This window comes from Lachnospiraceae bacterium (assembly GCA_025758065.1).
Classification (GTDB): domain Bacteria; phylum Bacillota; class Clostridia; order Lachnospirales; family Lachnospiraceae; genus Enterocloster.
The window spans coordinates 2,333,984-2,357,601 of record CP107199.1; the positions used below are offsets into that span (position 1 = coordinate 2,333,984).

Here is a 23,618-nt window from a genome sequence, read left to right on the forward strand (position 1 = left end):
ATGTATTTGACCAGAATGGAATTAAATACAAGAAATATGGATACCATACGTCTTCTGGGCTCACAGGAGAAAATCCATGGAATGGTCGAAAGTGGATTTTCAGGAGAAAGAAAAAGAAATCTGTGGAGACTTGAGTCTCTGGGAGACAGGCTGTATTTGCTGATATTAAGCTCTGACAGACCGGATCTTAGCAGTGGAGTCCGTCGGTATGGTTTTCCAGATGATGAAAACGCCTATCAGACAAAAGATTATACGCCACTTCTGGGACGGGTAAAAAATGATACCTGGTGGCATTTTAAGTTGGTGGCAAATCCTACGAAAAGCGTTGTAAGTACGCAGGGAGAACGAGGACATGTAAAGGCCCATTGTTCTCTTAAGTACCAGGAAGAATGGCTTCTTAACAGGGCACAAAAACATGGTTTTGAACTGCTGCCGGAAAATTTTCAGATCATTCAGAGAAACTGGCATATTTTCAGAAAAGGAAAAGAACAGGGAAAGAACCGGGTCAGCATAAAAGGAGTGACTTACGAAGGAATCCTGAAGGTTTGCGATGAAGACAAATTTAAAGAGCTTTTGGTAACTGGTATTGGAAGAGGAAAGGCCTATGGAATGGGACTGCTTACGATCGTTCATGTATAAAATTGACGATGGAGCTGTTCTTGGATTTTCTTTTGAAGCAAACAGCAAAATAAGGAGAAGCATATGAATGAAATGCCGGGAATGATACGGCCTGAGTTGCAGGCATTGCCTCAGATCAGGGACAGGATGACATTTCTGTATTTTGAACATTGTAAATTGAACCGCCAGGACAGTGCAATCACCGTTAAGGATGAGCAGGGGATCATCCATATTCCTGCAGCATCTATTTCGGTACTGCTTTTAGGACCGGGAACGACGGTGTCCCATCGGGCTATGGAACTGATCGGAGATGCGGGGGTCAATGTAGTCTGGGTAGGAGAACATGGTGTCAGGTATTATGCAGGTGGACGGCCTCTTACCCACAGGTCCGCTTTTTTGGTCCGACAGGCGCAGTGTGTAAGTAATCAGAGAAAACACCTTATGATCGTAAGAAAAATGTATCAATTGCGTTTTCCGGAAGAAGATTCTTCTAAAATGACGCTTCAGCAGCTGCGTGGAAGAGAAGGAAGCAGAGTAAGATCTGTTTATCGGAAATATGCGAAAGAGTATGATGTGAAATGGAACGGAAGAGATTATGATCCAGAGCATTTTGAAACAGGAGATCCGGTAAATCAGGCGTTATCAGCAGGATGTGCCTGTTTGTATGGTCTGGCTCATGCGGTGATATTTGCACTTGGTCTGTCACCGGGACTTGGTTTTATCCATGTTGGACATGACTGTTCTTTTGTATATGATATTGCAGATCTGTATAAATCAGAGGTGGTTATCCCTGTTGCCTTTCAGGTGGCGTCAGAAGAGCCAGAAGACCTTCCGGGGATCGTCCGCAGGAAAGTCAGAGATGTGATGACGGAAAAGCATATATTGGAACGTATGGTAAAAGATATCCGCTGGTTGTTTCAAGATGAGGATGAAGAGAAGGAAGATAGAGGAAAAGAAGATACAGGAGAAGCAGTTTATTTATGGGATGATAAGGAAGGAACTGTCGGGAATGGACGTTCATATGGGCAGGAGGAATGGGAATGATCGTGATCATGCTATCTGACTGTCCACCAAAAGTCCGCGGCGATCTGTCTAAATGGCTGTGCGAGATCAATACTGGTGTATTTGTGGGAAATGTAAGCAGCAGAGTAAGAGAGGAAGTCTGGCAGCGTATTTGTGAAAACATAAAATCCGGGCAGGCGACCATGGTCTTTAGCGCACCGGGCGAGCAGAAAATGGATTTTCGTGTGCATAATACAACCTGGGAACCGGTTGATCTTGACGGAATAAAGCTGATGAGAAGACCGCTTCCGGCTGCCAGAAAATCTGATGGAGCAGAAAAGAAAGAACAAAGGCATCAGGGAGCTAAAAGCCGGGCAGAACAGCTGTATATGGCAGAACGGATGGCTAAAGCCCGTGCTAAGAAGCAGTTTCAGGAAGGTTATGTAGTACTTGATATAGAAACGACAGGTACATCACTGGAAAAAGATGAGATAATAGAAATTGGTGCATTAAAGGTAGAGTCAGGAGCTGTGACGGAAGAATTTTCCATGCTCATTAGGATAAATGGCGAAATCCCAGTAGAGATTCAAAAGCTGACTGGTATTACAGAACAGGAATTGCAAAGTATGGGAAGACCGTTGGAAGAGGTTCTGGAAAAATTATTTGAATTTGCCGGGAACAGGATCATAGTAGGACATAATGTTGCGTTTGACTATAATTTTATTCGCGCTGCCTGTAGGAAAATGAAACTGGAAATGAGGTTGGGAACCGCTTCCAGAGATACACTGGCATTGTCGCGAAGAAAGATAAAAGGGGTGGGAAGTTATCAGTTAGAGGTGTTGATGAAACATTTAGGGTATGAAGTTTCAAATGCGCATAGGGCGTTGGCAGACTGTTATCTTACATGGCAGCTGTATCAGAAGTTAAATGAAATGTGAGGATGGGGACTTGGAAAAGTGAGGAAATATAAGGGTTCTTTTAGTGTATTCCCCGCGTGAGCGGGGGTGAACCTTAGATAATGGCAAGTTTAAGTTTCCAGAGCCGGTATTCCCCGCGTGAGCGGGGGTGAACCTAGAACCTAAGCAGGCTGAAACGATGCCTAAGAGTATTCCCCGCGTGAGCGGGGGTGAACCTTATAGTGTACGGGTAAGATGCCCTTACTATGAGTATTCCCCGCGTGAGCGGGGGTGAACCTATCATTCGGATGGCCAGCCGTGCCGGTATTACGTATTCCCCGCGTGAGCGGGGGTGAACCTTATTTGAGCAGTCATCATACATGCAAGAATTCGTATTCCCCGCGTGAGCGGGGGTGAACCCAGCTGGGCACAGAATGAATGGAAGAATGCAAAGTATTCCCCGCGTGAGCGGGGGTGAACCTAACTCGGTAACAGATACCTGCCATGTAACTGTGTATTCCCCGCGTGAGCGGGGGTGAACCTTCCATGGCCACGGACGGTTTCTCTGCAATGAAGTATTCCCCGCGTGAGCGGGGATGAACCCATGAACGGAGGTGGAGGAAATATGGAACAGGGGTATTCCTTGTATAAGCGGGGGTAAAATTAAATCAACCCCAACTCTTGACAAAACATATGTTTGCTGTTAATGTATAAATACAAGGAGGGGGATGCTATGGATAATATGGAAATGGTAGAAGCTATGCAGGATATGTTTATAACATATTTAAAACCAATACAGGAAAAAATTGAGATATTGGGGCTTCAGAATAAGGTTATCCAGAATAAACTGGACAATATGGATTTGCGATTAGCAAGTCTGGAATATCAGGTAAAGAATGGTTTTAATAGAATGGACCAGGAGATTGAAACACTGGTTGATGTTATGGAAGCAAAAGATATATTACCGAAAGTTAATTGATTTTCTTTTCTATTTGATTAGATATGTGTTAAAATAAAGTATTCCCTGCACTAGCAGGGGTGATCCGTAATTAGTTATGATCAAGATAGTGTTCCCTGCATAAGCGGGGGTAAATTAAAAAAAGTATTTCCAGGGGCTATTTCCAGGCACTGTCCTTGGCGCTGATATTTACCAGCGTTAAAATTTAGTTAAGATTTTAAGGACAAACGGTAAGGGGTTCTGCCGGACTCCTCAAATTGACAAAAAACATGACAGATGATTAAATTCAGACAGCAAAGGAAGCGGGGATACACATCATGGCAAAGAGGATAAAAATACGGAAAGTAAGTGCGTGGACATTATAGGTAACGCTTGTACTGGCGGTATTATTTGCAGTGGTTTCATTTCGAAGCGAAAAAGAGTTTAAAATCCTGCGGATGACCACAGAGCAGTATATTGCCTGTGAAAGGGCGGCGAAGCAGCTGCAGGATGGTGAGGTTCCTATGAAAAACTTCCCCATATCTATGAAACCGGCATTTCGAAGCATTGATTATGTCTGTCGTATTGGCGGAGATGAGTTTTCTGTGATTATGGTGGATGTGACCAGTTGTTTGAAGTACACCATTGAAGATAAGATTAAATATGTAAGCGAAGAACTTGCAAAGGTAGAAAGTGAGGTTCCTGCAGTTACATTAAGCATAGGTGTAGCATTTTCTGATCAGGAAAATCCGGGAGAGAGCATCTTCAAGGATGCAGATAAGGCACTGTATCATGTAAAGGAAAATTGACGAAATGGCTGCGCATTTTATAATGGGGCCAGTTCCATGGGAAGTATAGAAGGTATAGAAAAAGATCTGAAAGAAAAGGATACAGAAAAATAATATTTACAAACAATTCATTCTGTCTTATAATATGCTCCAGGGAATGAAGTTCTCCCATGGGAAACCTAAACCGCTTAATAAATATAAGCTGATGACTTCTGTGATGAAATACTCACGGAGTCACCAGCTTTTTTGTTGTTATATATCAGAAAGAAACTGTCAGTGACAGGTTTTCCAGATACCAGCGGCAGATGATCCGGGGAGTAATTACACCATAAAAAGGAGAAAAGAAAACATGTTGACTTCACTTGCATTTGTATTTTTACTGGGACTTGCCATGGCGGCATTGTGCCAGAGAATTAAGATCCCCCGTATCATAGGTATGCTGATCACAGGTATTTTATTGGGACCCTGTGTATTAAACTGGCTTTCAGATTCGGTTTTGGGGATTTCTTCAGAGCTGCGGCAGATGGCACTGATCATCATATTGCTGAAAGCAGGATTGTCCCTGAATCTGGCAGATCTGAAGAAGGTAGGCAGACCGGCGCTTATGATGTCCTGTGTTCCTGCCAGTTTTGAAATTCTGGCTTTTGTTATTTTTGCCCCAACTATCCTGCATATTTCAAGGGTGGAAGCAGCTGTGATGGGTGCTGTTTTAGGTGCTGTATCACCTGCGGTTGTGATACCGAGAATGGTACAGCTGATGGAGACAAAATACGGTACAGACCAGCGGATCCCGCAGATGATCATGGCAGGTGCGTCCTGTGATGATATTTTCGTCATTGTCCTGTTTTCCACGTTCACAAATATGGCCCAGGGAGGCAGTGCACATGCTGCAGATTTCATCAATATCCCGGTATCCATTTTTTCGGGAATAGTACTGGGAGCAGTGGCTGGATACGGTCTCAGCCTGTTTTTTGAAACTGCTTATGCAAAAGAACAATATGTGCGCAACAGTATGAAAGTGATTTTGATCCTGGGAATGTCGTTTTTCTTAATGTCAGTGGAAACATGGTTAAAGGGAAAAATATCTGTTTCAGGTCTGCTGGCTGTAGTAAGCATGGCAGCGGTGATCCGGATCAAATGTGTTCCCGGGGTATCAAAACGTCTTTCGGAAAAATTTGGAAAACTATGGATCGCAGCAGAGGTGATCCTTTTTGTGCTTGTAGGTGCAGCAGTGGACATCCGTTACACCATGCAGGCAGGGATTGCAGCAGTTCTGATGATCTTTGCTGGTTTAATGTTTCGGGCAGCAGGAGTATCCCTTTGCATGCTGGGAACGAAATTAAATAAAAAAGAAAGGCTGTTTTGTGTGATCGCCTATTTGCCAAAAGCAACAGTACAGGCAGCAATCGGTTCAGTACCTCTTGCAATGGGATTGCCGTGCGGACAGATCGTTTTGTCTGTAGCTGTTCTTGCTATTCTGATAACAGCTCCCCTGGGGGCAGCAGGAATGGATCTGACTTATGATAAGCTGCTGGTCCGTTCAGAAGACTGACTGGTACATTATAATGTCCTCTCGGAGTCTTTCCTGCACCTGCCTTTATGGCCGATTTTCCGCCAGTCGTACCCGAATTTCATCACCGTACGCCTCAGAAATTTGGGCACAACTGACAAAAAATCTTCTCACAAAATCAGGCACAGAAAGATTCCGAGAGAACATTATTTATGAAAGGGTGTGCCGGCAAACAGATTCCTGTATTTTAAAGGTGAAAGGCCATAAGCTCCCTTGAATTGTTCAATAAAGTAGCTTATCTGATTATATCCTACATCAGCACTGATCTCAGATATGGGCTTTTTTGTGTTCAAGATCAGGTTTTTTGCCATATAAAGCCTGTACTTGTTCAGGTATTTAATAGGAGACAGCCGGGTGTATTTGCGGAACAGATCTGTACAGCGGTTTTTATTGATGATCCCGTAAGCAGCGATCTGGCGGACAGTTAAAGGGTCCTGGTAATGGTTGTGGACGAAACTTAACAGGGACTGGAACAATTCTATTTCTTCCTCGTCATTCTGCGCTGGTTTTTCATCAAAGGAGCGGATCAATTCCTCAAATATACGGGATAGAAAGTTGATAACGGAAAAATATCCCAAAGGTTCACCAGTCTGATCTAAAAGGCTTTTCAAAATGTCTATCTGTTCCAGGTTTAAAAGCTGGATGGAACTGGTGAAATTTTCATTTTCCAGAAAAGGACGGATATAGTGCTTTAATATCATGGGATGAAAAATATCAGGGGAAAAGTTAATACACAGAGAACAGGCATCTTTTCCCGTGGTCCGGGAACTGTGAAGCTGGTGGCCTTTAACCAGTAGGATCTTATCCCCGGATAGTCGGAGAGAATCACCGTTGATGCAATATTCCAGCTCTCCCTGGAAAACCCAGTTTAACTGCAGTTCATTATGCCAGTGGAAGGGGGTTGAGTCCCTGGCTGCATGATGATAGGTCTGTGTGAAAATGGAAACAGGAAAGTCTTCTGACAGATAGTTGACTTTTTCCTGCAGGTCATCGGTGGTGGAAATGACAAATTCAGTTCCGGCCTGATTGCATTTGGGAAAGGAAACATTCATAAAGTATTATTCTCCTTTTTTGTAGTGATATCCTCTCAGAGTCTTTTCTGATATAAATTATCCCAAGTATACCACTTTTCTATGTTTTCCGGAATGGAAACAGCAATAATATGGTACAAATGTGATATAATCCGTTCTATTAATGATAGAAACATGGAGACCATGTGACTATACTGGGGATAAAGACCGGACAGAGCATTGCCGGTAATATAAGGAGGATATGATCATGGTATCTGTAAATGGCGAAAGATTATTGTCAAGGATCAATGAACTGGGAAAAATTGGAAAAGACACAGAAGGAAGAAGAACAAGACTGGCTGCTTCTGATGCAGATAAACAGGGCAGAGACCTGGTTTCTGAATGGATGAGGGAAGCTGGCCTGGAGGTAGTGACGGACCGGATCGGAAATATTTTTGGTATCTGGGAGACACCTGAAAACAAGGATCAGGCACCTCTTATGATAGGTTCCCATATTGATACTGTTATCAATGCAGGACAGTTTGACGGGTGTCTGGGAGTCATCTCCAGTATTGAAGTGATCAAAACATTAAAGGATAATGGAATGGTTTCAGCAAGACCTGTTGTTGCAGCTGCATTTACCAATGAAGAAGGTGTCAGATATTCACCGGATATGATGGGTTCCCTGGTTTATGCAGGAGGCATGGATGTGGAAGAGGCTCTGGACACAGTAGGGACTGACGGTACTATTTTACGGGATGAATTAAAGCGCATTGGATATGAAGGAACGGTAGAACCTGGATTTATTAAGCCATATGCATTTGTTGAGCTGCATATTGAACAGGGACCGATCCTTGATCATGAGGGCATCCGAATTGGCGCAGTAGAGAACCTTCAGGGGATCCACTGGCAGAGAGTGACGATTGAAGGTGCTGCAAACCATGCAGGAACCACACCAACTGCATTAAGACATGATGCAGGACTGGCGGCAGCAAAGGTGATCGTATTCTTAAGACAATTAGTGGAAAAATCAGGAGGTGTTGCCACAGTAGGCTGCATTGAATTGAAGCCTAATGCCATTAACGTTATCCCATCTAAAGCAGTATTTACCGTTGACCTGAGAAACCCGGACAAAGAAAAGCTGGATAATGATGAAAAGGTCCTGGCTGAATACTTAAAAAATCTGGCAAAAGAAGATGATGTCAGGATTTCTGCAGAACGTATGACGGAATTCGATCCGGTTCCATTTGACGAAGAAATTGTAGAAAAGGTGGAAAAGGCAGCTAAAGCCCACGGTTTAAGTGTAAAACGCATTACTTCCGGTGCTGGTCAGGATGCCCAGATGCTCGCAAGGCTCTGTCCAACAGCCATGATCTTTGTTCCAAGCGTTAAAGGCATCAGCCATAATCCGGAGGAATATACAAAGGATGAGGATGTACTGGCAGGCGCAGATGTATTTTTAGATGTTGTAATGGACATGGCGCAGGTGAAATGATATAATTTGGGCAGCTAAAAAGAGCCTGGGAGACTAAAAGGCAAAAGGAGTGAAAGATATGATAAAGATCGATCTGATCACTGGATTTTTAGGTGCCGGAAAGACAACCTTTATAAAAAAGTATGCTTCTTATCTGATGAGACAGGGCAAGAAGATTGGAATACTGGAAAATGATTTTGGCGCGGTCAATGTGGATATGCTTCTTTTACAGGATCTGGAAGGGGATAATTGCAGTCTGGAAATGATCGCAGGAGGCTGTGATGCAGACTGCCACAGACGCCGTTTTAAGACAAAGTTGATCGCAATGGCTATGTCCGGTTATGACCGGGTGATCATAGAGCCATCTGGTATTTATGATGTAGACGAATTTTTTGATGCTCTTTATGAGGAGCCACTGGATCGTTTCTATGAACCGGGAAATGTGATAGCACTGGTAGATGCGGGGCTGGAAGAAGACCTTTCAAAAGAGGCGAAATATCTGCTGGCGACTGAAGTGGCAGATGCAGGCTGTGTCCTTTTCAGTAAGTGTGATGAAGTGCCGGAAAAGCAGCTAAAGGCAACTCTTTCTTATCTGAACCAGACTCTGGAGCAGGTACACTGTAAACGCAGATTTACCCTGGATCAGATCCTGTGTAAAAGCTGGGAAGATCTGGATGAGGCTGATTACAAACGTCTGCTGACCTGCGGATACCGTATGGAAGATTATGAAAAAATGCCTCTGGAACAGAGTAAGGTATTTGAATCATTATATTACCTGAATTTCTCCATGGACCCTAAGAAGCTGGAAACAGCAGTAAAAAAGATGTTTCAAGATCCCGCCTGCGGCAAGATTTTCCGTATTAAAGGCTATATGAAGAATGGCAGGAAAGATGAAACGGAAAACTCTCAGGAAAGCGGCTGGCTGGAACTGAATGCTACTGTTAAAGAATTTAGCTTAAAATCAGTGCCAAAGGGCCAGGAAGTTCTGATCGTGATCGGTGAAAAGCTTTCAAAAGAGAGAGCAGCCCTTTATTTAGGCCGGAACCCCGATGTTTAAGCCTGTTTTAAGCAAAAAACAGTTTACAAAAAGAACAGTACAGGTTATAATATTTCCCGTTGGACAAGGACAGATATGGCAGAGTGGCAGATGCTCTGTGCATAAATAAAATAAGCTGATGGATTCTGTGAAACAGATGACATCAGCTTTTTTTCTGTTGGCAAGTAATTGAATAGTGGCCGTTAGTTTGATACAATAAAATGGATTATACGGTATTGAGGGTGGATGAAGTATGCCGATAAAAGAACCACGTTTTCATGGCGAAGTTACAGAAAAAAGTCATAAGAATATGAGCAAGATACGTGGAAAAGATACGAGCATAGAGGTTGTGCTGAGAAAGGCACTATGGCATAGGGGATTTCGTTATCGAAAAAATTACAAGGGATTGCCGGGAAGACCGGATATTGTTTTGACGAAGTATCGTATTGCAATTTTTTGTGACAGTGAGTTTTTTCATGGAAAAGATTGGGAAATACTGAAGCCCCGGTTAGAAAAAGGAAAAAATCCAGATTATTGGGTTAAGAAAATAGAGAGGAATATCCAGAGAGACGAAGAAAAGGACCAGCAGCTAAATTTTATGGGGTGGACCGTGATACATTTCTGGGGAAAAGATATTCTGAAAGATACAGAACAGTGTGTAAGAGTGATAGAAGAGACGATATTTGACCAGAAACTGGGAGAAGTAGACGATGAAGAGGGAATGTAATGATGAATTATTTGGAAGAATACGATGAAACGGATCCTATTTCAATTGAAACATATGCAAAAAGGTTAATTGGAAAAACATTTGCCGATGTGTGTAAGCAGGATGATATCACCAAAACTATGGTTGTCAGGGAGACTGCAAATTATGAAGTTAAGCACGAGAATAAGAGGCGAAAAGGTGGTCTGGGAGAACTGATAGAAGAGAGATATTTTCACTATCAGACGAATAATGATGCACGCCCAGATTTTGATAAAGCAGGTGTAGAACTAAAAGTAACTCCATACAAACAAAATAAGAATGGGACACTGGTAGCAAAGGAAAGATTGATATTGACCATGATAGACTATTTTTCAGTTGTTAATGAAACATTTGAAGATAGTCATATGTGGCAAAAGGCCCGGTTGATTTTATTGGTCTATTATTTATATCAACAAGAGATAAAGAATCGGTTGGATTATCGTATTGGATATGTAAATCTGTTTGTACCGCCAGAGCAAGATATAAAAATCATAGCACATGATTTTGCGGTTATTGTTGAGAAAATCCGAAACGGAAAAGCCCATGAGTTATCGGAAGGAGATACTTTGTATCTGGGAGCAGCACCGAAGGCAGCAACATCAAAAGACCGGAGAAAGCAGCCATTTAGTGATGAATTAGCAAAACCGAGGGCATTTGCATTTAAGAATTCATACATGACATATGTCCTGAACAATTATATTATTCCTGGAAAAAACACATATGAATCGATTATCAAGGGTACGGAAGAGGAAGCTTTTGAAGAGTATGTTGTGCGTAAAATAGGTGCGTATTATGATTGGTCAGTTACTGATTTATGTAATAAATTTCATATAGAATATCAAAAGAAACCGAAAAGTCTTGAGGCAATGTTAGCATATCGGATGTTGGGGATAAAAGGAAACCATGCGGAAGAATTTGAAAAAGCAAATGTGGTAGTTAAGACGATACGTATTGAGAAAAATAATAAAATAAAGGAAAATATGTCATTCCCTACGTTCAAATTTAAAGAGCTAGTAGAGGAAGATTGGGAAGATTCTACATTCGGAAACTATTTACGTGAAACTAGATTTTTGTTTGTAGTTTATAAATTTGATCAACAAGATGAATTAAGGTTAAAAGGCTGTCAGTTCTGGAATATTCCATATGATGATCTGGAAGGTAATGTGAAGTCGGTTTGGGAAAAGACGCATAGAGTGCTTTGTGAAGGACTTCAGATAGAAAAGAGAAATGGAAAGAATTATAATAATTTTCCGAAATCATCAGAAAATCCAGTGTGCCATGTAAGACCACATGCACAAAATTCAAAAGATACATATGAACTTCCAGACGGAAGACAGTACCCAAAGCAATGTTTTTGGTTGAATAATAGTTATATTTTGTCACAGTTGGATAAGAATTTTATTGAGGATTGATAATGGGTAATAAAGAATATAAAACTCCAGAAGAAGTAAAACAGAGAGCGGAAGAAGCAATAGGACATTCCTTCAAAGAAATTTTTGAATTAGCTCAGAAATTTCAACAAGAAAATGGATTAAAAGAGAAGCACGGAAAGGGAGATATTGGACAAGCCTATGAAGAAGGTTGGTTTAACTATGCGTGCAATGAAGAAGCTGAACCGGATTTTAAAGATGCAGACATTGAATTGAAAGTAACTTCATTTTTGATCAATAGCAGGGGATATAGAGCAAAAGAGAGATTATCACTTGGAAAAATCAACTATAAAGATGAAAATTGGAATGAGTATGAAGAGAGTAGATTTTGGACAAAAAATCATCATCTGCTGGTTATGTATTACCAGTATATCAGAGGTGTAAAACGTGAGGAGTTTAGCGTAGAGAAAGTAGATGAGATTTTGCTGAAAGAATTGCCAGAAAGAGATCAGATGATCATTCAGCATGATTGGGAAAAAATCGCACGTTATGTAAAAGCGGGGAAAGCACATGAATTATCAGAACGAGATTTTATGTATCTCAGTCCTGCTAGAAAAGGTGCCGGCGGAGATGAGAAAGTAAAATATAATGACAAATATCCTAAAGCAAAACCAAGAGCGTATTCATTTAAAAAGTCGTATATGACAAAATTGTTTAACGAGAGAATGCTTGCACCAGAGGAAATATTGTATATTTTGCCAGATATAGTATTACCAAAGGAGAAAGAGTTTGATGATATCCTGATTGAAACTTTGAAACCATATTTTGGAAGAACAGTTGATTCGCTGAAAAAGGAATTTCACAATTATCGCAGTGGATACAGTGAAAAGAACGATATCATTAAGCAGATATTCAAGAGTGAAAACGATTTGGATGAAACAGATGAATTTCAAAAAGCCAACTATAAATTAAGGACACTTACGGTTGATGAAAAAGGAACGCCGACGCAGGATATGTCATTTTCAGCGTTTGATTTTGATGGATTATTGAAAGAGAAAAATTGGACAGAATCTATTGTTTATGATGAAATGGTGGATTCAAAGTTTTTACTTGTAGTATTTTCAAAGAATGCAGAGGGGCAAGAAATTTTGAATAATGCCTTCATATGGTATCTTCCGAAAAAAGATGTAAATAAAGTAAAAGATGTTTGGAAAGAAGCAAGAAAAGTTATTAAAGGTGGAATAAAACTACAACAGAAGCTATCACATGACAGGAATGGAAGATTAATATTCGTATATGAAAATAATTTTCCGAAAAGCAACTTTAATAATGTGGCACATGTAAGAAATAAAGCTGGTGAGAGCGAGTATTTTTGTGAAAATGCTAATTCAGTGAGGTTGAAAAAAACGGCAGAGATTATCACGCTAAAAGAAATTCCAGAGGAATTGAAAAATACTTTGATACCTACTGGAGAATACATGACAAAACAATGCTTTTGGTTTAACAAGAAATATCTGAAACAACAGATTAAAGATTTTATAAAATCATACTAAAAAATAGAAAAGGATCTTTACAAGAATATAAAAATAGGTTATTATATCCAAGAACGATCGTTCGATAATAAAAAAGAGGTAAAAGAAGTGAAGAAAACAGTTTGCGAATTGTTCGCCGGAGTAGGTGGCTTTAGATGTGGGCTTAATAATATAAGAACAGCAGAAGATTATGGAAAAGAAGAAAAATGGGATACCGTTTGGTTTAGTCAGTGGGAGCCAGCAGAGAAAAATACACAGTACGCACATGATTGTTATGTATATCGATTTGGAACACGATTAGATAATAATGGTGATGATACCACGAATTATAATATTGAAGATGTGGATAAGACAACACTTCCTGACTTTAATTTGCTTGTTGGTGGATTCCCGTGTCAGGACTATTCTGTAGCTTCTTCATTAGCTACTTCCAAAGGACTCGAGGGAAAAAAAGGAATTTTATGGTGGTCAATACGTGAGACCTTAGAAGCAAAGAAACCACCATTCGTATTATTAGAAAATGTTGATAGATTGTTAAAATCTCCTGCAAAACAAAGAGGTAGAGATTTTGGTGTGATTCTTGCATGTTTTCGAGATGAAGGATATACAGTGGAATGGCGTGTGATAAATGCTGCGGAATATGGGTATCAGCAGAGACGTCGTAGAACATTTATTTTTGCCTATAAAAATAATACAAAATATGCGGATAGAGTTTTAAATACAATTGGATATACAGATGCATTGGAAGAAGAATATAAGAAAGAATGTATGGAAAATGTAATCTTAAAAGAAGGCTTTTTTGCAGAAACATTTCCAGTAAATAAAGCAGAGTCTGCTAAGATGAAAATTAAGAAACTGCCGGTAGAAGTAGGTGAAGTCTCCGAAACATTTCAATGTGCATTTGAAAATTCCGGAATAATGAAAGATGGAATAATATATACAATGAAGACCGTTCCCGATTATCATGGAAAGCAGATTACGCTTGGCGATGTTATGGAAACTGGACAAGTAGAAGAGCAGTATTTTATTCCGGAAGAAAAATTATATTATACAGATCCAACAGTCACACATAGCGATGAAACGGATCAGTGTCTTTCAAAGGAAGATAGACAGACCTGGCAGTACCTGAAAGGTGCAAAAAAATTGTTGCGTACAAGTTCGACAGGTCATGAATATGTATTCTCAGAAGGTGCTATTCCTATGATCGATCAGGAAGATAAACCGGCACGTACAATGCTGACATCTGAGGGTGGATTCAGTAGAACAACTCATATTGTGAAAGATAAGATGACTGGAAGAGTGAGATTACTTACTGCAGCAGAAGCAGAACGAATCCAGGGATTTCCTACAGACCATACAAAGTATTGTTTGGTTAAAGGAGAGACTGTGAAGATGCCATTAAGAAAACGTAGATTTATGATGGGAAATGCATTGGTTGTTAATCTGGTGGTAGATATGGAGAAGACATTATCTGTGATATTTAACAATGAATAAGTATATAGTGTTTAGAAAGTAGAATATAGGAGAAGCATGATTATGGATATTAGTGCAGAGATTCAAAAATATCGGCAAGAAATAAAATCAGAGAGGATGGATATGTCTTTTGGAGAGATAATTAATATGTATAGAGATAAAGAAATAATTATTTCTCCAGAATATCAAAGAGCTTTTCGATGGGATGAACAAAGACAGTCAGATTTTATAGAATCAATATTATTAGGGATTCCTTTTCCGTCTATTTTTGTGGCTACAAATCCAGATGGAAAATGGGAACTGATTGATGGACTGCAAAGAGTATCGACGGTGTTATCTTTTTTTAATGAATTAAAAGATGAAGAGGGGAATCCTTACCCTAAAAATGGCTTGAAATTAGTAGAGGGAAGTATGCTTAAGGGGTTGAAAGATATTACTATTGATACTTTACCATTGGAATATAAATTGCAAATTAAGCGTACACCATGTAGAGTAGAAATCATTCTTAAAGAAAGTGAATTTAAAATGAGATATGAGCTTTTTAAGAGATTAAATACAGGAGGAGAGGGATTATCGAGACAAGAGATAAGAAATTGTATATTTAGAGGATTAGACAGCAGGTACAGTGAATTTATTGCAGAATTAGCTCAAAATGATATTTTTAGAGAAATAGTAAATATTAGTGTATCCAATGAAGAGAAGATGTATTATGAAGAACTTGTATTAAGATACCTGACTCTAAAAAATAAAGGTACAAGATATTCGCAAGCTAATATACAGGACTATATGGATGATTATTTAGAGAGTCAATGCAAAGAATTTGATGATACACAGATTGAAACAGATAAAACTTTGTTTGTAAATATAATGAAAATATTAGAAAAACTAAAGGATGAGAATATATTTAAATTAGGAAAAAGATATTTTACTACGAGCATGTATGATGCAATAATGCTTAGTTTGTCTGAAAATACGATTGATTTGGAAGAATTGAATATAGAACAACTGGGCAAAAAAATAGCAATATTGAAAGAAGATGATAATTTTAACAAATATGTTGGGTCAGCAAGTAGTAATCCAACCAGCATAACCAATAAGGTCAAAATTGCTAGAAAAGTGTTGTTAGATATTACGGAGTAAGAAAATGCACCAACTTACAGAAGAAATTATGGCCAGTAAGGAGTGGCGAATCAGAGAATTAGAAGCTTTAAAAAAGATAGGAATCATTGCACTTAATGAATATCCGTTAAGAGAACAACAACAATATTACAGGATGTGTATACCATACATATATGCTCATTGGGAAGGGTTTGTGGTTGAAAGCTTCAAATTACTCATTACATATTTGAATAATGAACAATTAGATAAAAAAAACGTGATTAATGAATTATACACATTTTCTTTACAGAAAGTATTGAAACCTCTTGCTGGAAAACAAAGTTTTGAACAATCATACCAATTTGTTGAAAAATTTGTAAAAGAATTTGATAAAGAATTATATATTGAACCGTCCTTGCTTACTGCGAATTCAAATTTGAATTATAAACAAATGACAATTATATTGAGCAAATTTGGAATGAATAATTGTGTGGAAAAATACAAATCAGATATAAATCAGTTAGTGAATGAAAGAAATAGTATAGCTCATGGTGAAAACGGAATAATTATAGAAAAAAATCATGTTTCAAATGAAATAGCTATGTTGCAAGAAGCCTTTGACATGATTGTTTTGGAGTTTGAAAATTATCTATCTCAAAAGCTGTATTTGAAAAGTGTATAAAATTAGAAGTAAGAAATACCATGGTAACACCATTCACTAAAAATATATGGATACAGCGGAAAAACTAAAGTTTTCCTGCAGGAATCACACGAAAAATCACCATTTGCACACCTTAATACACCGGTCTGATACCGAAAAGGTGGACGTACTGTAGAATCAGGACGTGTTGTGGCAATCACCAAAAGATAAAATGAATTTTTGACATTTTCACAGATGGTGCTAATATGATTTTAGAAAAGAGTGTTACCGGTAGATGATCTGACCACATATTTATTGATTATAAAGATAACCGCTTAGTTTGCAGACAGGGCGGTTATTTTTGTGGTTTATGATTATCCTTGCCGAATGTATATCCGATATTAAAGCAGGTTAAGCCAAAGCTTATTACTGCTATGAAGTCCACGATACTTATTGGCTTAGCCGAGATAGGGCAAATAAAAATAGATGGTGCAGATCAGCTGTCTTTTACTGTGTTTGGAAAGAAAATTATAAAAAATACGAGGTGAAATGGGATTAAAGCATCGTGAAAGGAATAAATATGGAACCATATTACTATACAAAGATGAGTAAGCCAAAGCAGGCTGTTTACCATGCTATTTATCAGGGGCTTATGGCGCTTTCAGACAGCTTCCAGGTGCCAAAGTTAGAAGGAAGAGAATTAAGTGATGTATTTTTCCAGCTGCGCTTAGATCATCCTGAGATCTTCTGGGCAGAAGGCTTTCATTACCGGTATTACCAGGACTCAGCGAATATTACTTTTCTGCCGGAGTATATTTTTGAAAAAGGAAAGATAAAAGAACATCAGAAAGCATTAAAAGCCAGAGTAGAAAAGCTGGCACGGCCTGCAATGAAGCTTTCAGAGTGGGAAAAAGAAAAGTATGTACACGATTTCATCTGTGAAAATATTCATTATGATAAATTAAAAAAATCCTATTCCCATGAGATCATAGGCCCTTTGGGACAAGGAGTAGGGGGATGTGAAGGCATTGCCAAGTCTGTAAAAGTGCTTTGTGATGCATTAGGTATCTGGTGCATGATCGCAATTTGCGGAAATAACCCGGAAAAAGGAATTAAATATCGTCATACCTGGAATATTGTAAAGATTAACGGTACTTATTATCATCTGGATGCTACTTTTGACAATACTTTAGGTAAGCATAGCTTTGGTGCCAAGGAGATCCGTTATGATTACTTTAACCTGGATGATAAAAATATTTTCCGCGATCATGAGCCATTGATCGCACCGGCACCGATTTGTACGGATGGGGATCATTTTTACTACAAAGAAAAGAAATTGTCCTTTACAAAGACAGAAGATGTGTATAAACGTTCCCTTCAGGCTGCAAAAAAGGGAAAAATGCTTACCTTCCACTGGAGAGGCGGTTATCTTACAAGGGCAGTTCTGGATGAGCTGTTAGATCTGATCAAAAAGGCGGGAGAAGAAAAGGGCAAGACCGCCCGCATTGCGTTAAACTGGCCGCAGGCTGTGTTGCGCCTGGAATATGTAGAAGATGGGCAGGAAAAGGTGACTCTGGAAGAGGCAAACGAAGGAGAGCAGGAGTGAGATTAGATTGTGGAGGAATGGAATTTGAAAAGCTGGCAGACCTGTTGGAGCTGGGACAGTTTGAACTGATCGGTCTGCCGGAAGGGGAAGCAGGGAAAATACCTTCCGATATCCGCCTGGTGTATATGATGAATGATACAGCGGAAAGCTTTCTGGTATTCCATGAGGCAGTCATGACGGGTACCTATCTGCCGGAGTATGAAGGAGAGTTAAGAGCGGAATTAGATAGAGAAGAAAGTGACCGGTCAGGAAAAAATGAGCAGGAAGGCGGCCGTTATATCCTGGCAGTTCATCAGGGAGATACAGTCTGCACATTATTCTTCAAAAAGATCACACTGGAATGTGAACTGTATGACTACGGCCATATCGGACATTTTTGGGTAAAAGACTATGAATATCTCCGCCAGTTAGAATACAAGATCGCTATTTTGGGAGATAAATGGGAATATCTGGGAGAAACATGCTGCAGTGAGGAAGAAAAACAGCTGGCATTTTTAAGGGGATTTCCGCCTTTAAGCTATCTTTTTTATCCGGCAGCCTCTTTAGCTTATGTAAGAGAAAAAGAAGAACCATGGAAGCTTTCTGCCCAGGCAGCAGAGTTAGTGGAAGAAATGGCAAAGCAGGTGGGGGATAGCTGGTTTGCAAAAATGGTAGCTTTATATAAAAGATACCCTCTAAGGGTACTGGCCAGATATATTGCCTGGATGTTTCACAGGACTTCCCACAGGAAAGTGACAGACAGACTGATAGAACAGATAGATGAGGCAGCAGCCTGCTATCCAAGGCGGCATTTTGGAGACGAACAGGAAAAATACCGCACAGATCTGTTAAAAAGGGCCAAAATGAGAAAAAAGGAACTGGAAGAGCAGGGAATACAGGCTAAGATATACCGGGAAGAGCCATTTATGGTGGGAGATGATACACCATTTAAGATATATGTGATGAAATTTAAAACAAAAAATGGAAACCGGACATCACAGATAGAGGAAATTCGATGATCCCGGCATTTTATGATGCAGACATTTTTGCAAAAAGGTTTCGATGGATAAAAACTGATAAGAACAGCAGAGGAAGTTCACCCCTCTGCTGTTTTTGTATCTAATAATGCTGTAAGTTTTTCCCTCAGGGCTTTTGCTTCTTCCCCCTGCTCCCTGATGTAAGAGGCATCCGGTATCTCAATATCATGGATCAGGGAATTGCGCATTTTTCGCAAAAAGGCGATCTGGTTGATACATTCCTTATCCAGTACGTCTAAACGTTTTAAGGCATTGATATTAAACACACTTACAGACCGGGAACTGCGCTTGGTCACACGGTTTAGCAGGTTTTCAAGAGGTACCCACTGGGTAAAGAAATAGTTGATCGCTTCCTGATGCTCTGCACTTAAATTGGAATCATCAGAGTGCAGCTTCTGGTATGCCTGGTATTTCTTTTCATTTCCACTGATGATCTGGTCAATGATCTGCTGGGAAATGGTACGCTTATCTTTTTCAAATTTTACGGACTTTACAATGGGACCAATATCCTTAGCACGTAATATCTTCAAACTGCTTAAAAAACGGAACAGCAGTTCAATATTTCCCATACGAAGCTTAATATCTTCCGGAAGGAAGTTGTTGCTTAAATAATTGTATAAATAAGATGCAAGCTCAAACTGGTTGGCAAAGGTAGCCTGGCTGTTCTGGATCCTTTCATTTCCGGCGGCTTGGAGACGTTCTAAGGCAATCTCACCGGTAAGCACCAGTCCGTTTAATTCGTCTAAAATAGCTAACTCTTCTTCAGAAAGTGTTCCCTGCATAGGCTTGTAGATCAGGTCATGTTCCACCTCGGACCATGCATGCATCAGAACGGAAGCTACCTGGATCTCTATTTTTGCGGCGCAGTATCGTTTTTCTGAAGGCTGTACCATATCTTCTTTCAGGTGGATACGATAATGATTGGCCCAGTAACCGGAAAAACGTTTATTGTAGGTAGGCGGCTTTGACTGCTCCGGGAACTGTTTGCGTTCAATAATCTGGAACAGGTCGCTGATCAGGGAATCTACCTTTACACGGTCTCCGGGGAAGTAAAGGGAAACACGGATTCCGCACAGATCTGCAATATCTTCATAAATTTCCTTCATGTTTTTATAGGGAATGCTCCGTTTGGCATTTCTGCGCAGCACCTTGCTTTTTAAACGTCCCGGATTTTTGATCCTGTAAGTGACCATGGCACGGATACCGGCAGACTGTAAGGCATCTTCTAACTGGGAAGAAGAGATACGTCCAAGATTTTCATAAAAAGTAAGCTTCTTTTTATAGTTTTCGATAAATTGATTGATTAAATCCATAGAGTTCCTCCTTTGCAGTACGATGTTCTCCCGGAGTCTTTCTGCATCTTTTTTGCAAGAAATATTTTCACAAAATCAGGATTATTGTCATTATAGACTATCATAACACAGGACAGTAAGGTCTGCAAGAAAGAGCACATCATGAATATAGTATCTGTTAGTATCCGTGTAAAAGTAGTATTGAAAAATGTTGCGGTCCATAAGCTGCATGACCGGTAATGCTGGGAAAAATGTGTAAGCAGCCTAATGAGAAAAAATGTGCAGGCAGCCCACTTGACAATATACCCTGGTGGGGTATATAATGCATATATTCCCAGTGAAAAGGTGGGGAAAATAAAAGGGAAAGACAGGAAGGTTTATGGAAGAAGAAAAGTGTTGCTGCCACCATAAAACCAAGGAGCGGTCTGAAAAGGAATATAAAGACCTGATTCATCGGCTGAACCGTATTGAAGGCCAGATACGTGGAATCAAAGGCATGGTGGAAAAAGATGCTTATTGTCCGGAAATACTGGTACAGGTAGCAGCTGCCAATGCAGCATTAAACAGTTTTAATAAGGTTCTTCTTGCAAATCATATCAGAACCTGTGTGGCAGAAGATATAAGAGCAGGAAAAGACGAAGTGATCGATGAACTTGTGACCACCTTGCAGAAGCTGATGAGGTAATGGGTATAGTAAAAATCAGCGGATCCGTTCTACGACAGCAGGTAGCGCAGTGCAGCAGCACGGAGAATCTGGGTGGATATAGAAAGGAGACAACAGTACAGTGAAACAGTATACAGTAACGGGAATGAGCTGTGCAGCATGCAGCGCCCGTGTAGAAAAGGCAGTTTCTAAGGTGCCAGGAGTAACTTCCTGCTCAGTCAGCCTTTTGACTAATTCTATGGGGGTGGAAGGAAACGCCACAGACCAGGAGATCATAAAAGCAGTAGTAGATGCAGGTTATGGTGCATCTGCCAAAGATGGGGAAAGTGAAAAAAAAGGCCCGGCAAACAGCGCTGCAGCTTCCGAAGAAGCCCTTACAGACCATGAAACACCCATTTTAAAGAAACGTTTGCTATATTCGGCAGGATTCTTACTTGTCCTTATGTATTTTTCTATGGGACATATGATGTGGAACTGGCCGCTGCCGGCATTTATGGATGGCAATCATGTGATGATGGGGCTGGTACAGCTGTATCTTACCGTGATCATTATGATCATAAATCAGAAGTTCTTTATCAACGGTTTTAAGAGCCTGTTCCATGGTGCTCCCAATATGGACACTTTAGTAGCTTTAGGATCTTTTGCATCTTTCGGATACAGCTCATATGCTTTGTTTGCCATGACCTATGCCCAGCATAAGGGGGACGCAGAGGCTGTTATGGGTTATATGCACGAATTCTATTTTGAGTCTGCTGCGATGATCCTGACACTGATCACAGTGGGAAAAATGTTAGAGGCCCGTTCTAAGGGAAAAACAACGGATGCATTAAAGAGCCTGATGAAACTGTCACCCAAAAGCGCTATAATAGAAAGAGATGGAAAAGAGACTGAAGTACCTGTTGAGCAGGTATGTACCGGAGATATATTTGTTGTCCGGCCTGGTGAAAACATACCTGTTGATGGTATTGTATTGGAAGGAAACAGCGCGGTAAACGAAGCGGCTCTTACTGGTGAAAGTATTCCTGTAGATAAGCAGGCAGGAGACCGTGTTTTCGCAGCCACCATTAACCAGTCTGGTTTTATCCGCTGTGAATCCACCCGTGTAGGTGAAGATACTACACTTTCACAGATCATCCGTATGGTCAGTGATGCGGCAGCTACCAAGGCACCCATTGCCAAAGTAGCAGATAAGGTTTCCGGCATTTTCGTTCCTGCAGTTATCTCCATTGCAGTTGTTACTGTGATCGCATGGCTGATCGCTGGGGAAAGCGTCGGTTTTGCCCTTGCAAGAGGCATTTCTGTTCTGGTCATCAGTTGTCCGTGTGCTTTAGGACTTGCCACGCCTGTTGCTATTATGGTAGGAAATGGTGTGGGCGCTAAGAACGGTATCCTTTTTAAGACTGCTGTTTCTCTGGAAGAAACTGGAAAAGTTGAGATCGCAGTATTAGATAAAACAGGAACGATCACCAGCGGTGAGCCAAAGGTAACAGATGTACTGGCAGCAGATGGATATTCTAAAGAAGAACTGTTACGATCAGCATATTCACTGGAAAGCAAAAGTGAGCATCCACTGGCAAAGGCGATCGTAGCTTACGGGGAAGAAAAGCAGACAAAACAGCTTACGGTTACTGGATTTAAGGCACTTCCCGGAAATGGCCTGGAAGGAAAAGTGGGGGATGCAGATGTAAAAGGCGGCAGCCTGAAATTTGCCCAGAGCCAGACGAAGATCCCGGAAAAGATCAGAAACCAGGCAGAAAAACTGGCAGAAGAGGGAAAAACTCCCCTGATGTTCCTGAAAAATGGTATACTTATGGGTATGATCGCAGTTGCTGATGTGATAAGAGCAGACAGTTCACAGGCAGTAAAAGAACTGCAGGATATGGGCATCGAAGTAGTTATGCTGACTGGTGACAATGAACGCACAGCCAAAGCCATTGGCCGTCAGGCTGGCGTAGACCGGGTGATCGCAGGTGTTCTTCCGGATGGAAAAGAGGAAGTCATCCGCAAGCTAAAGGAACAGGGCAAAGTTGCTATGGTAGGTGACGGTATTAATGATGCCCCTGCTCTTACAAGGGCTGATATGGGAATTGCCATTGGTGCTGGTGCAGATGTTGCTATTGATGCAGCAGATGTAGTCTTGGTAAAGAGCCGTTTAAGCGATGTGCCTGCAGCAATCCGTTTAAGCCGCGGAACTCTTAGAAACATACATGAAAATCTGTTCTGGGCCTTTTTCTACAATGTGATCGGGATCCCTCTTGCAGCAGGTATCTGGATCCCTGTTTTTGGGTGGAAGTTAAACCCGATGTTTGGCGCCGCAGCCATGAGCTTATCCAGCTTCTGCGTTGTGACCAATGCGTTAAGGCTGAATTTACTGAATGTCAAAGACAGCCGCAAAGATAAGAAGATCCGCCGCAAAGCAGCTGTTCCGGCAGGAAAAGTGGTTGCTGCGGCAGAAATAAATACAGAAACAAAAAAGGAGAATATGACCATGACAAAGACAATGAAAATTGAGGGAATGATGTGCGGACACTGTGAGGCAGCTGTTAAGAAGGCTCTGGAAGCATTAGACGGTGTAGCAGGCGCAGAAGTAAGCCACGAAAAAGGAACAGCTGTTGTAACCTTGGAAATGGATGTAGACAATGCCGTTCTTACAAAGGCAGTAGAAGATAAGGATTATAAGGTAGTGTCTGTTCAGTAAGCAATAAAAAAACATGTTTTTGGGCAAAATCAACAAAAACCGTAAGAAAGTGCATTGACTAATGGTGATAATGATGATATTATGATTATATCGTTACATTATTGACAATATTGGTTGCTTTAAGGCAACATGCAAAACCAATTTTGAATGATA

Annotated in this window: 20 protein-coding genes, 1 CRISPR repeat array and 1 riboswitch; of the genes, 18 read left to right on the forward strand and 2 right to left on the reverse strand. The window is 40.5% G+C overall.

What is annotated here, in order from left to right; translation table 11 throughout:
• From cas6e to OGM16_10795, 6 genes are all read left to right on the forward strand, one after another.
• Window positions 1-639, forward strand: coding sequence for a type I-E CRISPR-associated protein Cas6/Cse3/CasE (gene cas6e / locus OGM16_10770; protein ID UYJ45312.1), 639 nt, complete (start codon window positions 1-3; stop codon window positions 637-639).
• 63 nt (window positions 640-702) lie between these two features.
• A complete protein-coding gene (cas1e, locus tag OGM16_10775) occupies window positions 703-1,662 on the forward strand; it encodes a type I-E CRISPR-associated endonuclease Cas1e (protein ID UYJ45313.1) in 960 nt (319 codons plus the stop codon).
• On the forward strand, window positions 1,659-2,558 hold the full coding sequence (gene cas2e, locus OGM16_10780; GenBank protein ID UYJ45314.1) for a type I-E CRISPR-associated endoribonuclease Cas2e: 900 nt from the start codon (window positions 1,659-1,661) through the stop codon (window positions 2,556-2,558). Before cas1e ends, cas2e begins: the two co-directional genes overlap by 4 nt.
• Before the next feature lie 45 nt (window positions 2,559-2,603).
• Window positions 2,604-3,120: direct repeats of the CRISPR family, unit length 29 nt; unit sequence GTATTCCCCGCGTGAGCGGGGGTGAACCT.
• Between the two features lie 129 nt (window positions 3,121-3,249).
• Complete coding sequence (locus tag OGM16_10785) at window positions 3,250-3,495, forward strand: hypothetical protein (GenBank protein UYJ45315.1); 246 nt, start codon at window positions 3,250-3,252, stop codon at window positions 3,493-3,495.
• Window positions 3,496-3,869: 374 nt separating this feature from the next.
• Window positions 3,870-4,262, forward strand: a complete 393-nt coding sequence (locus tag OGM16_10790) for a diguanylate cyclase (protein ID UYJ45316.1) — start codon at window positions 3,870-3,872, stop codon at window positions 4,260-4,262.
• Window positions 4,263-4,385: 123 nt separating this feature from the next.
• Window positions 4,386-4,463: riboswitch (Fluoride riboswitch) on the forward strand.
• A 127-nt stretch (window positions 4,464-4,590) separates the two neighbouring features.
• Window positions 4,591-5,793: a cation:proton antiporter gene (locus OGM16_10795; GenBank protein ID UYJ45317.1), complete on the forward strand. Its 1,203-nt coding sequence runs from the start codon at window positions 4,591-4,593 to the stop codon at window positions 5,791-5,793.
• A gap of 164 nt (window positions 5,794-5,957) precedes the next feature.
• Here the strand turns inward: OGM16_10795 and OGM16_10800 are convergent, their stop codons facing one another.
• Window positions 5,958-6,863 carry a helix-turn-helix domain-containing protein gene (locus OGM16_10800; protein UYJ45318.1) on the reverse strand — a complete coding sequence of 302 codons (906 nt, stop codon included), beginning with the start codon at window positions 6,861-6,863 and terminating at the stop codon, window positions 5,958-5,960.
• 220 nt (window positions 6,864-7,083) lie between these two features.
• On the opposite strand from OGM16_10800, the gene OGM16_10805 reads away from it, so the two are divergent.
• From OGM16_10805 to OGM16_10850, 10 genes are all read left to right on the forward strand, one after another.
• On the forward strand, window positions 7,084-8,316 hold the full coding sequence (locus OGM16_10805) for a Zn-dependent hydrolase (GenBank protein UYJ45319.1): 1,233 nt from the start codon (window positions 7,084-7,086) through the stop codon (window positions 8,314-8,316).
• A 58-nt stretch (window positions 8,317-8,374) separates the two neighbouring features.
• Window positions 8,375-9,352, forward strand: a complete 978-nt coding sequence (locus OGM16_10810) for a GTPase (G3E family) (protein UYJ45320.1) — start codon at window positions 8,375-8,377, stop codon at window positions 9,350-9,352.
• A 232-nt stretch (window positions 9,353-9,584) separates the two neighbouring features.
• Window positions 9,585-10,058, forward strand: coding sequence for a very short patch repair endonuclease (locus OGM16_10815; GenBank protein UYJ45321.1), 474 nt, complete (start codon window positions 9,585-9,587; stop codon window positions 10,056-10,058).
• A gap of 2 nt (window positions 10,059-10,060) precedes the next feature.
• Entirely contained in the window at window positions 10,061-11,488 is a 1,428-nt protein-coding gene (locus tag OGM16_10820) for a Sau3AI family type II restriction endonuclease (GenBank protein UYJ48441.1), read from the forward strand.
• Window positions 11,489-11,490: 2 nt separating this feature from the next.
• Window positions 11,491-12,999, forward strand: coding sequence for a Sau3AI family type II restriction endonuclease (locus tag OGM16_10825; GenBank protein ID UYJ45322.1), 1,509 nt, complete (start codon window positions 11,491-11,493; stop codon window positions 12,997-12,999).
• A gap of 87 nt (window positions 13,000-13,086) precedes the next feature.
• Window positions 13,087-14,472 carry a DNA (cytosine-5-)-methyltransferase gene (gene dcm / locus OGM16_10830; protein UYJ45323.1) on the forward strand — a complete coding sequence of 462 codons (1,386 nt, stop codon included), beginning with the start codon at window positions 13,087-13,089 and terminating at the stop codon, window positions 14,470-14,472.
• A gap of 42 nt (window positions 14,473-14,514) precedes the next feature.
• Window positions 14,515-15,591, forward strand: coding sequence for a DUF262 domain-containing protein (locus tag OGM16_10835; GenBank protein UYJ45324.1), 1,077 nt, complete (start codon window positions 14,515-14,517; stop codon window positions 15,589-15,591).
• A 4-nt stretch (window positions 15,592-15,595) separates the two neighbouring features.
• On the forward strand, window positions 15,596-16,231 hold the full coding sequence (locus OGM16_10840; protein UYJ45325.1) for an MAE_28990/MAE_18760 family HEPN-like nuclease: 636 nt from the start codon (window positions 15,596-15,598) through the stop codon (window positions 16,229-16,231).
• Window positions 16,232-16,769: 538 nt separating this feature from the next.
• Window positions 16,770-17,795: a peptidase gene (locus OGM16_10845; GenBank protein UYJ48442.1), complete on the forward strand. Its 1,026-nt coding sequence runs from the start codon at window positions 16,770-16,772 to the stop codon at window positions 17,793-17,795.
• A complete protein-coding gene (locus tag OGM16_10850) occupies window positions 17,792-18,793 on the forward strand; it encodes a DUF3878 family protein (protein ID UYJ45326.1) in 1,002 nt (333 codons plus the stop codon). Before OGM16_10845 ends, OGM16_10850 begins: the two co-directional genes overlap by 4 nt.
• A gap of 77 nt (window positions 18,794-18,870) precedes the next feature.
• On the opposite strand, the gene OGM16_10855 is transcribed toward OGM16_10850, so the two are convergent.
• The gene (locus tag OGM16_10855) at window positions 18,871-20,124 is read right to left on the reverse strand and encodes a RelA/SpoT domain-containing protein (protein UYJ45327.1); all 1,254 of its coding nucleotides are present in this window, start codon (window positions 20,122-20,124) and stop codon (window positions 18,871-18,873) included.
• 358 nt (window positions 20,125-20,482) lie between these two features.
• Here OGM16_10855 and OGM16_10860 point away from each other — a divergent pair, with 358 nt between their 5' ends.
• Window positions 20,483-20,788 (forward strand): metal-sensing transcriptional repressor, encoded by a 306-nt coding sequence (locus OGM16_10860; GenBank protein ID UYJ45328.1) that lies wholly within the window; start codon window positions 20,483-20,485, stop codon window positions 20,786-20,788.
• Between the two features lie 100 nt (window positions 20,789-20,888).
• Window positions 20,889-23,465: a heavy metal translocating P-type ATPase gene (locus OGM16_10865; GenBank protein UYJ45329.1), complete on the forward strand. Its 2,577-nt coding sequence runs from the start codon at window positions 20,889-20,891 to the stop codon at window positions 23,463-23,465.
• Window positions 23,466-23,618 lie beyond the last annotated feature (153 nt).

Excerpts from the sequence above, each read along its gene's own strand:
- OGM16_10840 (UYJ45325.1), top strand. The coding sequence starts at position 15,596 with ATGCACCAACTTACAGAAGAAATTATGGCCAGTAAGGAGTGGCGAATC.
- OGM16_10825 (UYJ45322.1), top strand. The coding sequence starts at position 11,491 with ATGGGTAATAAAGAATATAAAACTCCAGAAGAAGTAAAACAGAGAGCG.
- cas6e (UYJ45312.1), top strand. The coding sequence starts at position 1 with ATGTATTTGACCAGAATGGAATTAAATACAAGAAATATGGATACCATA.
- OGM16_10785 (UYJ45315.1), top strand. The coding sequence starts at position 3,250 with ATGGATAATATGGAAATGGTAGAAGCTATGCAGGATATGTTTATAACA.
- OGM16_10795 (UYJ45317.1), top strand. The coding sequence starts at position 4,591 with ATGTTGACTTCACTTGCATTTGTATTTTTACTGGGACTTGCCATGGCG.
- OGM16_10810 (UYJ45320.1), top strand. The coding sequence starts at position 8,375 with ATGATAAAGATCGATCTGATCACTGGATTTTTAGGTGCCGGAAAGACA.
- OGM16_10820 (UYJ48441.1), top strand. The coding sequence starts at position 10,061 with ATGAATTATTTGGAAGAATACGATGAAACGGATCCTATTTCAATTGAA.
- OGM16_10855 (UYJ45327.1), bottom strand. The coding sequence starts at position 20,124 with ATGGATTTAATCAATCAATTTATCGAAAACTATAAAAAGAAGCTTACT.
- OGM16_10815 (UYJ45321.1), top strand. The coding sequence starts at position 9,585 with ATGCCGATAAAAGAACCACGTTTTCATGGCGAAGTTACAGAAAAAAGT.
- cas1e (UYJ45313.1), top strand. The coding sequence starts at position 703 with ATGAATGAAATGCCGGGAATGATACGGCCTGAGTTGCAGGCATTGCCT.
- OGM16_10800 (UYJ45318.1), bottom strand. The coding sequence starts at position 6,863 with ATGAATGTTTCCTTTCCCAAATGCAATCAGGCCGGAACTGAATTTGTC.
- OGM16_10860 (UYJ45328.1), top strand. The coding sequence starts at position 20,483 with ATGGAAGAAGAAAAGTGTTGCTGCCACCATAAAACCAAGGAGCGGTCT.
- cas2e (UYJ45314.1), top strand. The coding sequence starts at position 1,659 with ATGATCGTGATCATGCTATCTGACTGTCCACCAAAAGTCCGCGGCGAT.
- OGM16_10835 (UYJ45324.1), top strand. The coding sequence starts at position 14,515 with ATGGATATTAGTGCAGAGATTCAAAAATATCGGCAAGAAATAAAATCA.
- OGM16_10845 (UYJ48442.1), top strand. The coding sequence starts at position 16,770 with ATGGAACCATATTACTATACAAAGATGAGTAAGCCAAAGCAGGCTGTT.
- OGM16_10805 (UYJ45319.1), top strand. The coding sequence starts at position 7,084 with ATGATCATGGTATCTGTAAATGGCGAAAGATTATTGTCAAGGATCAAT.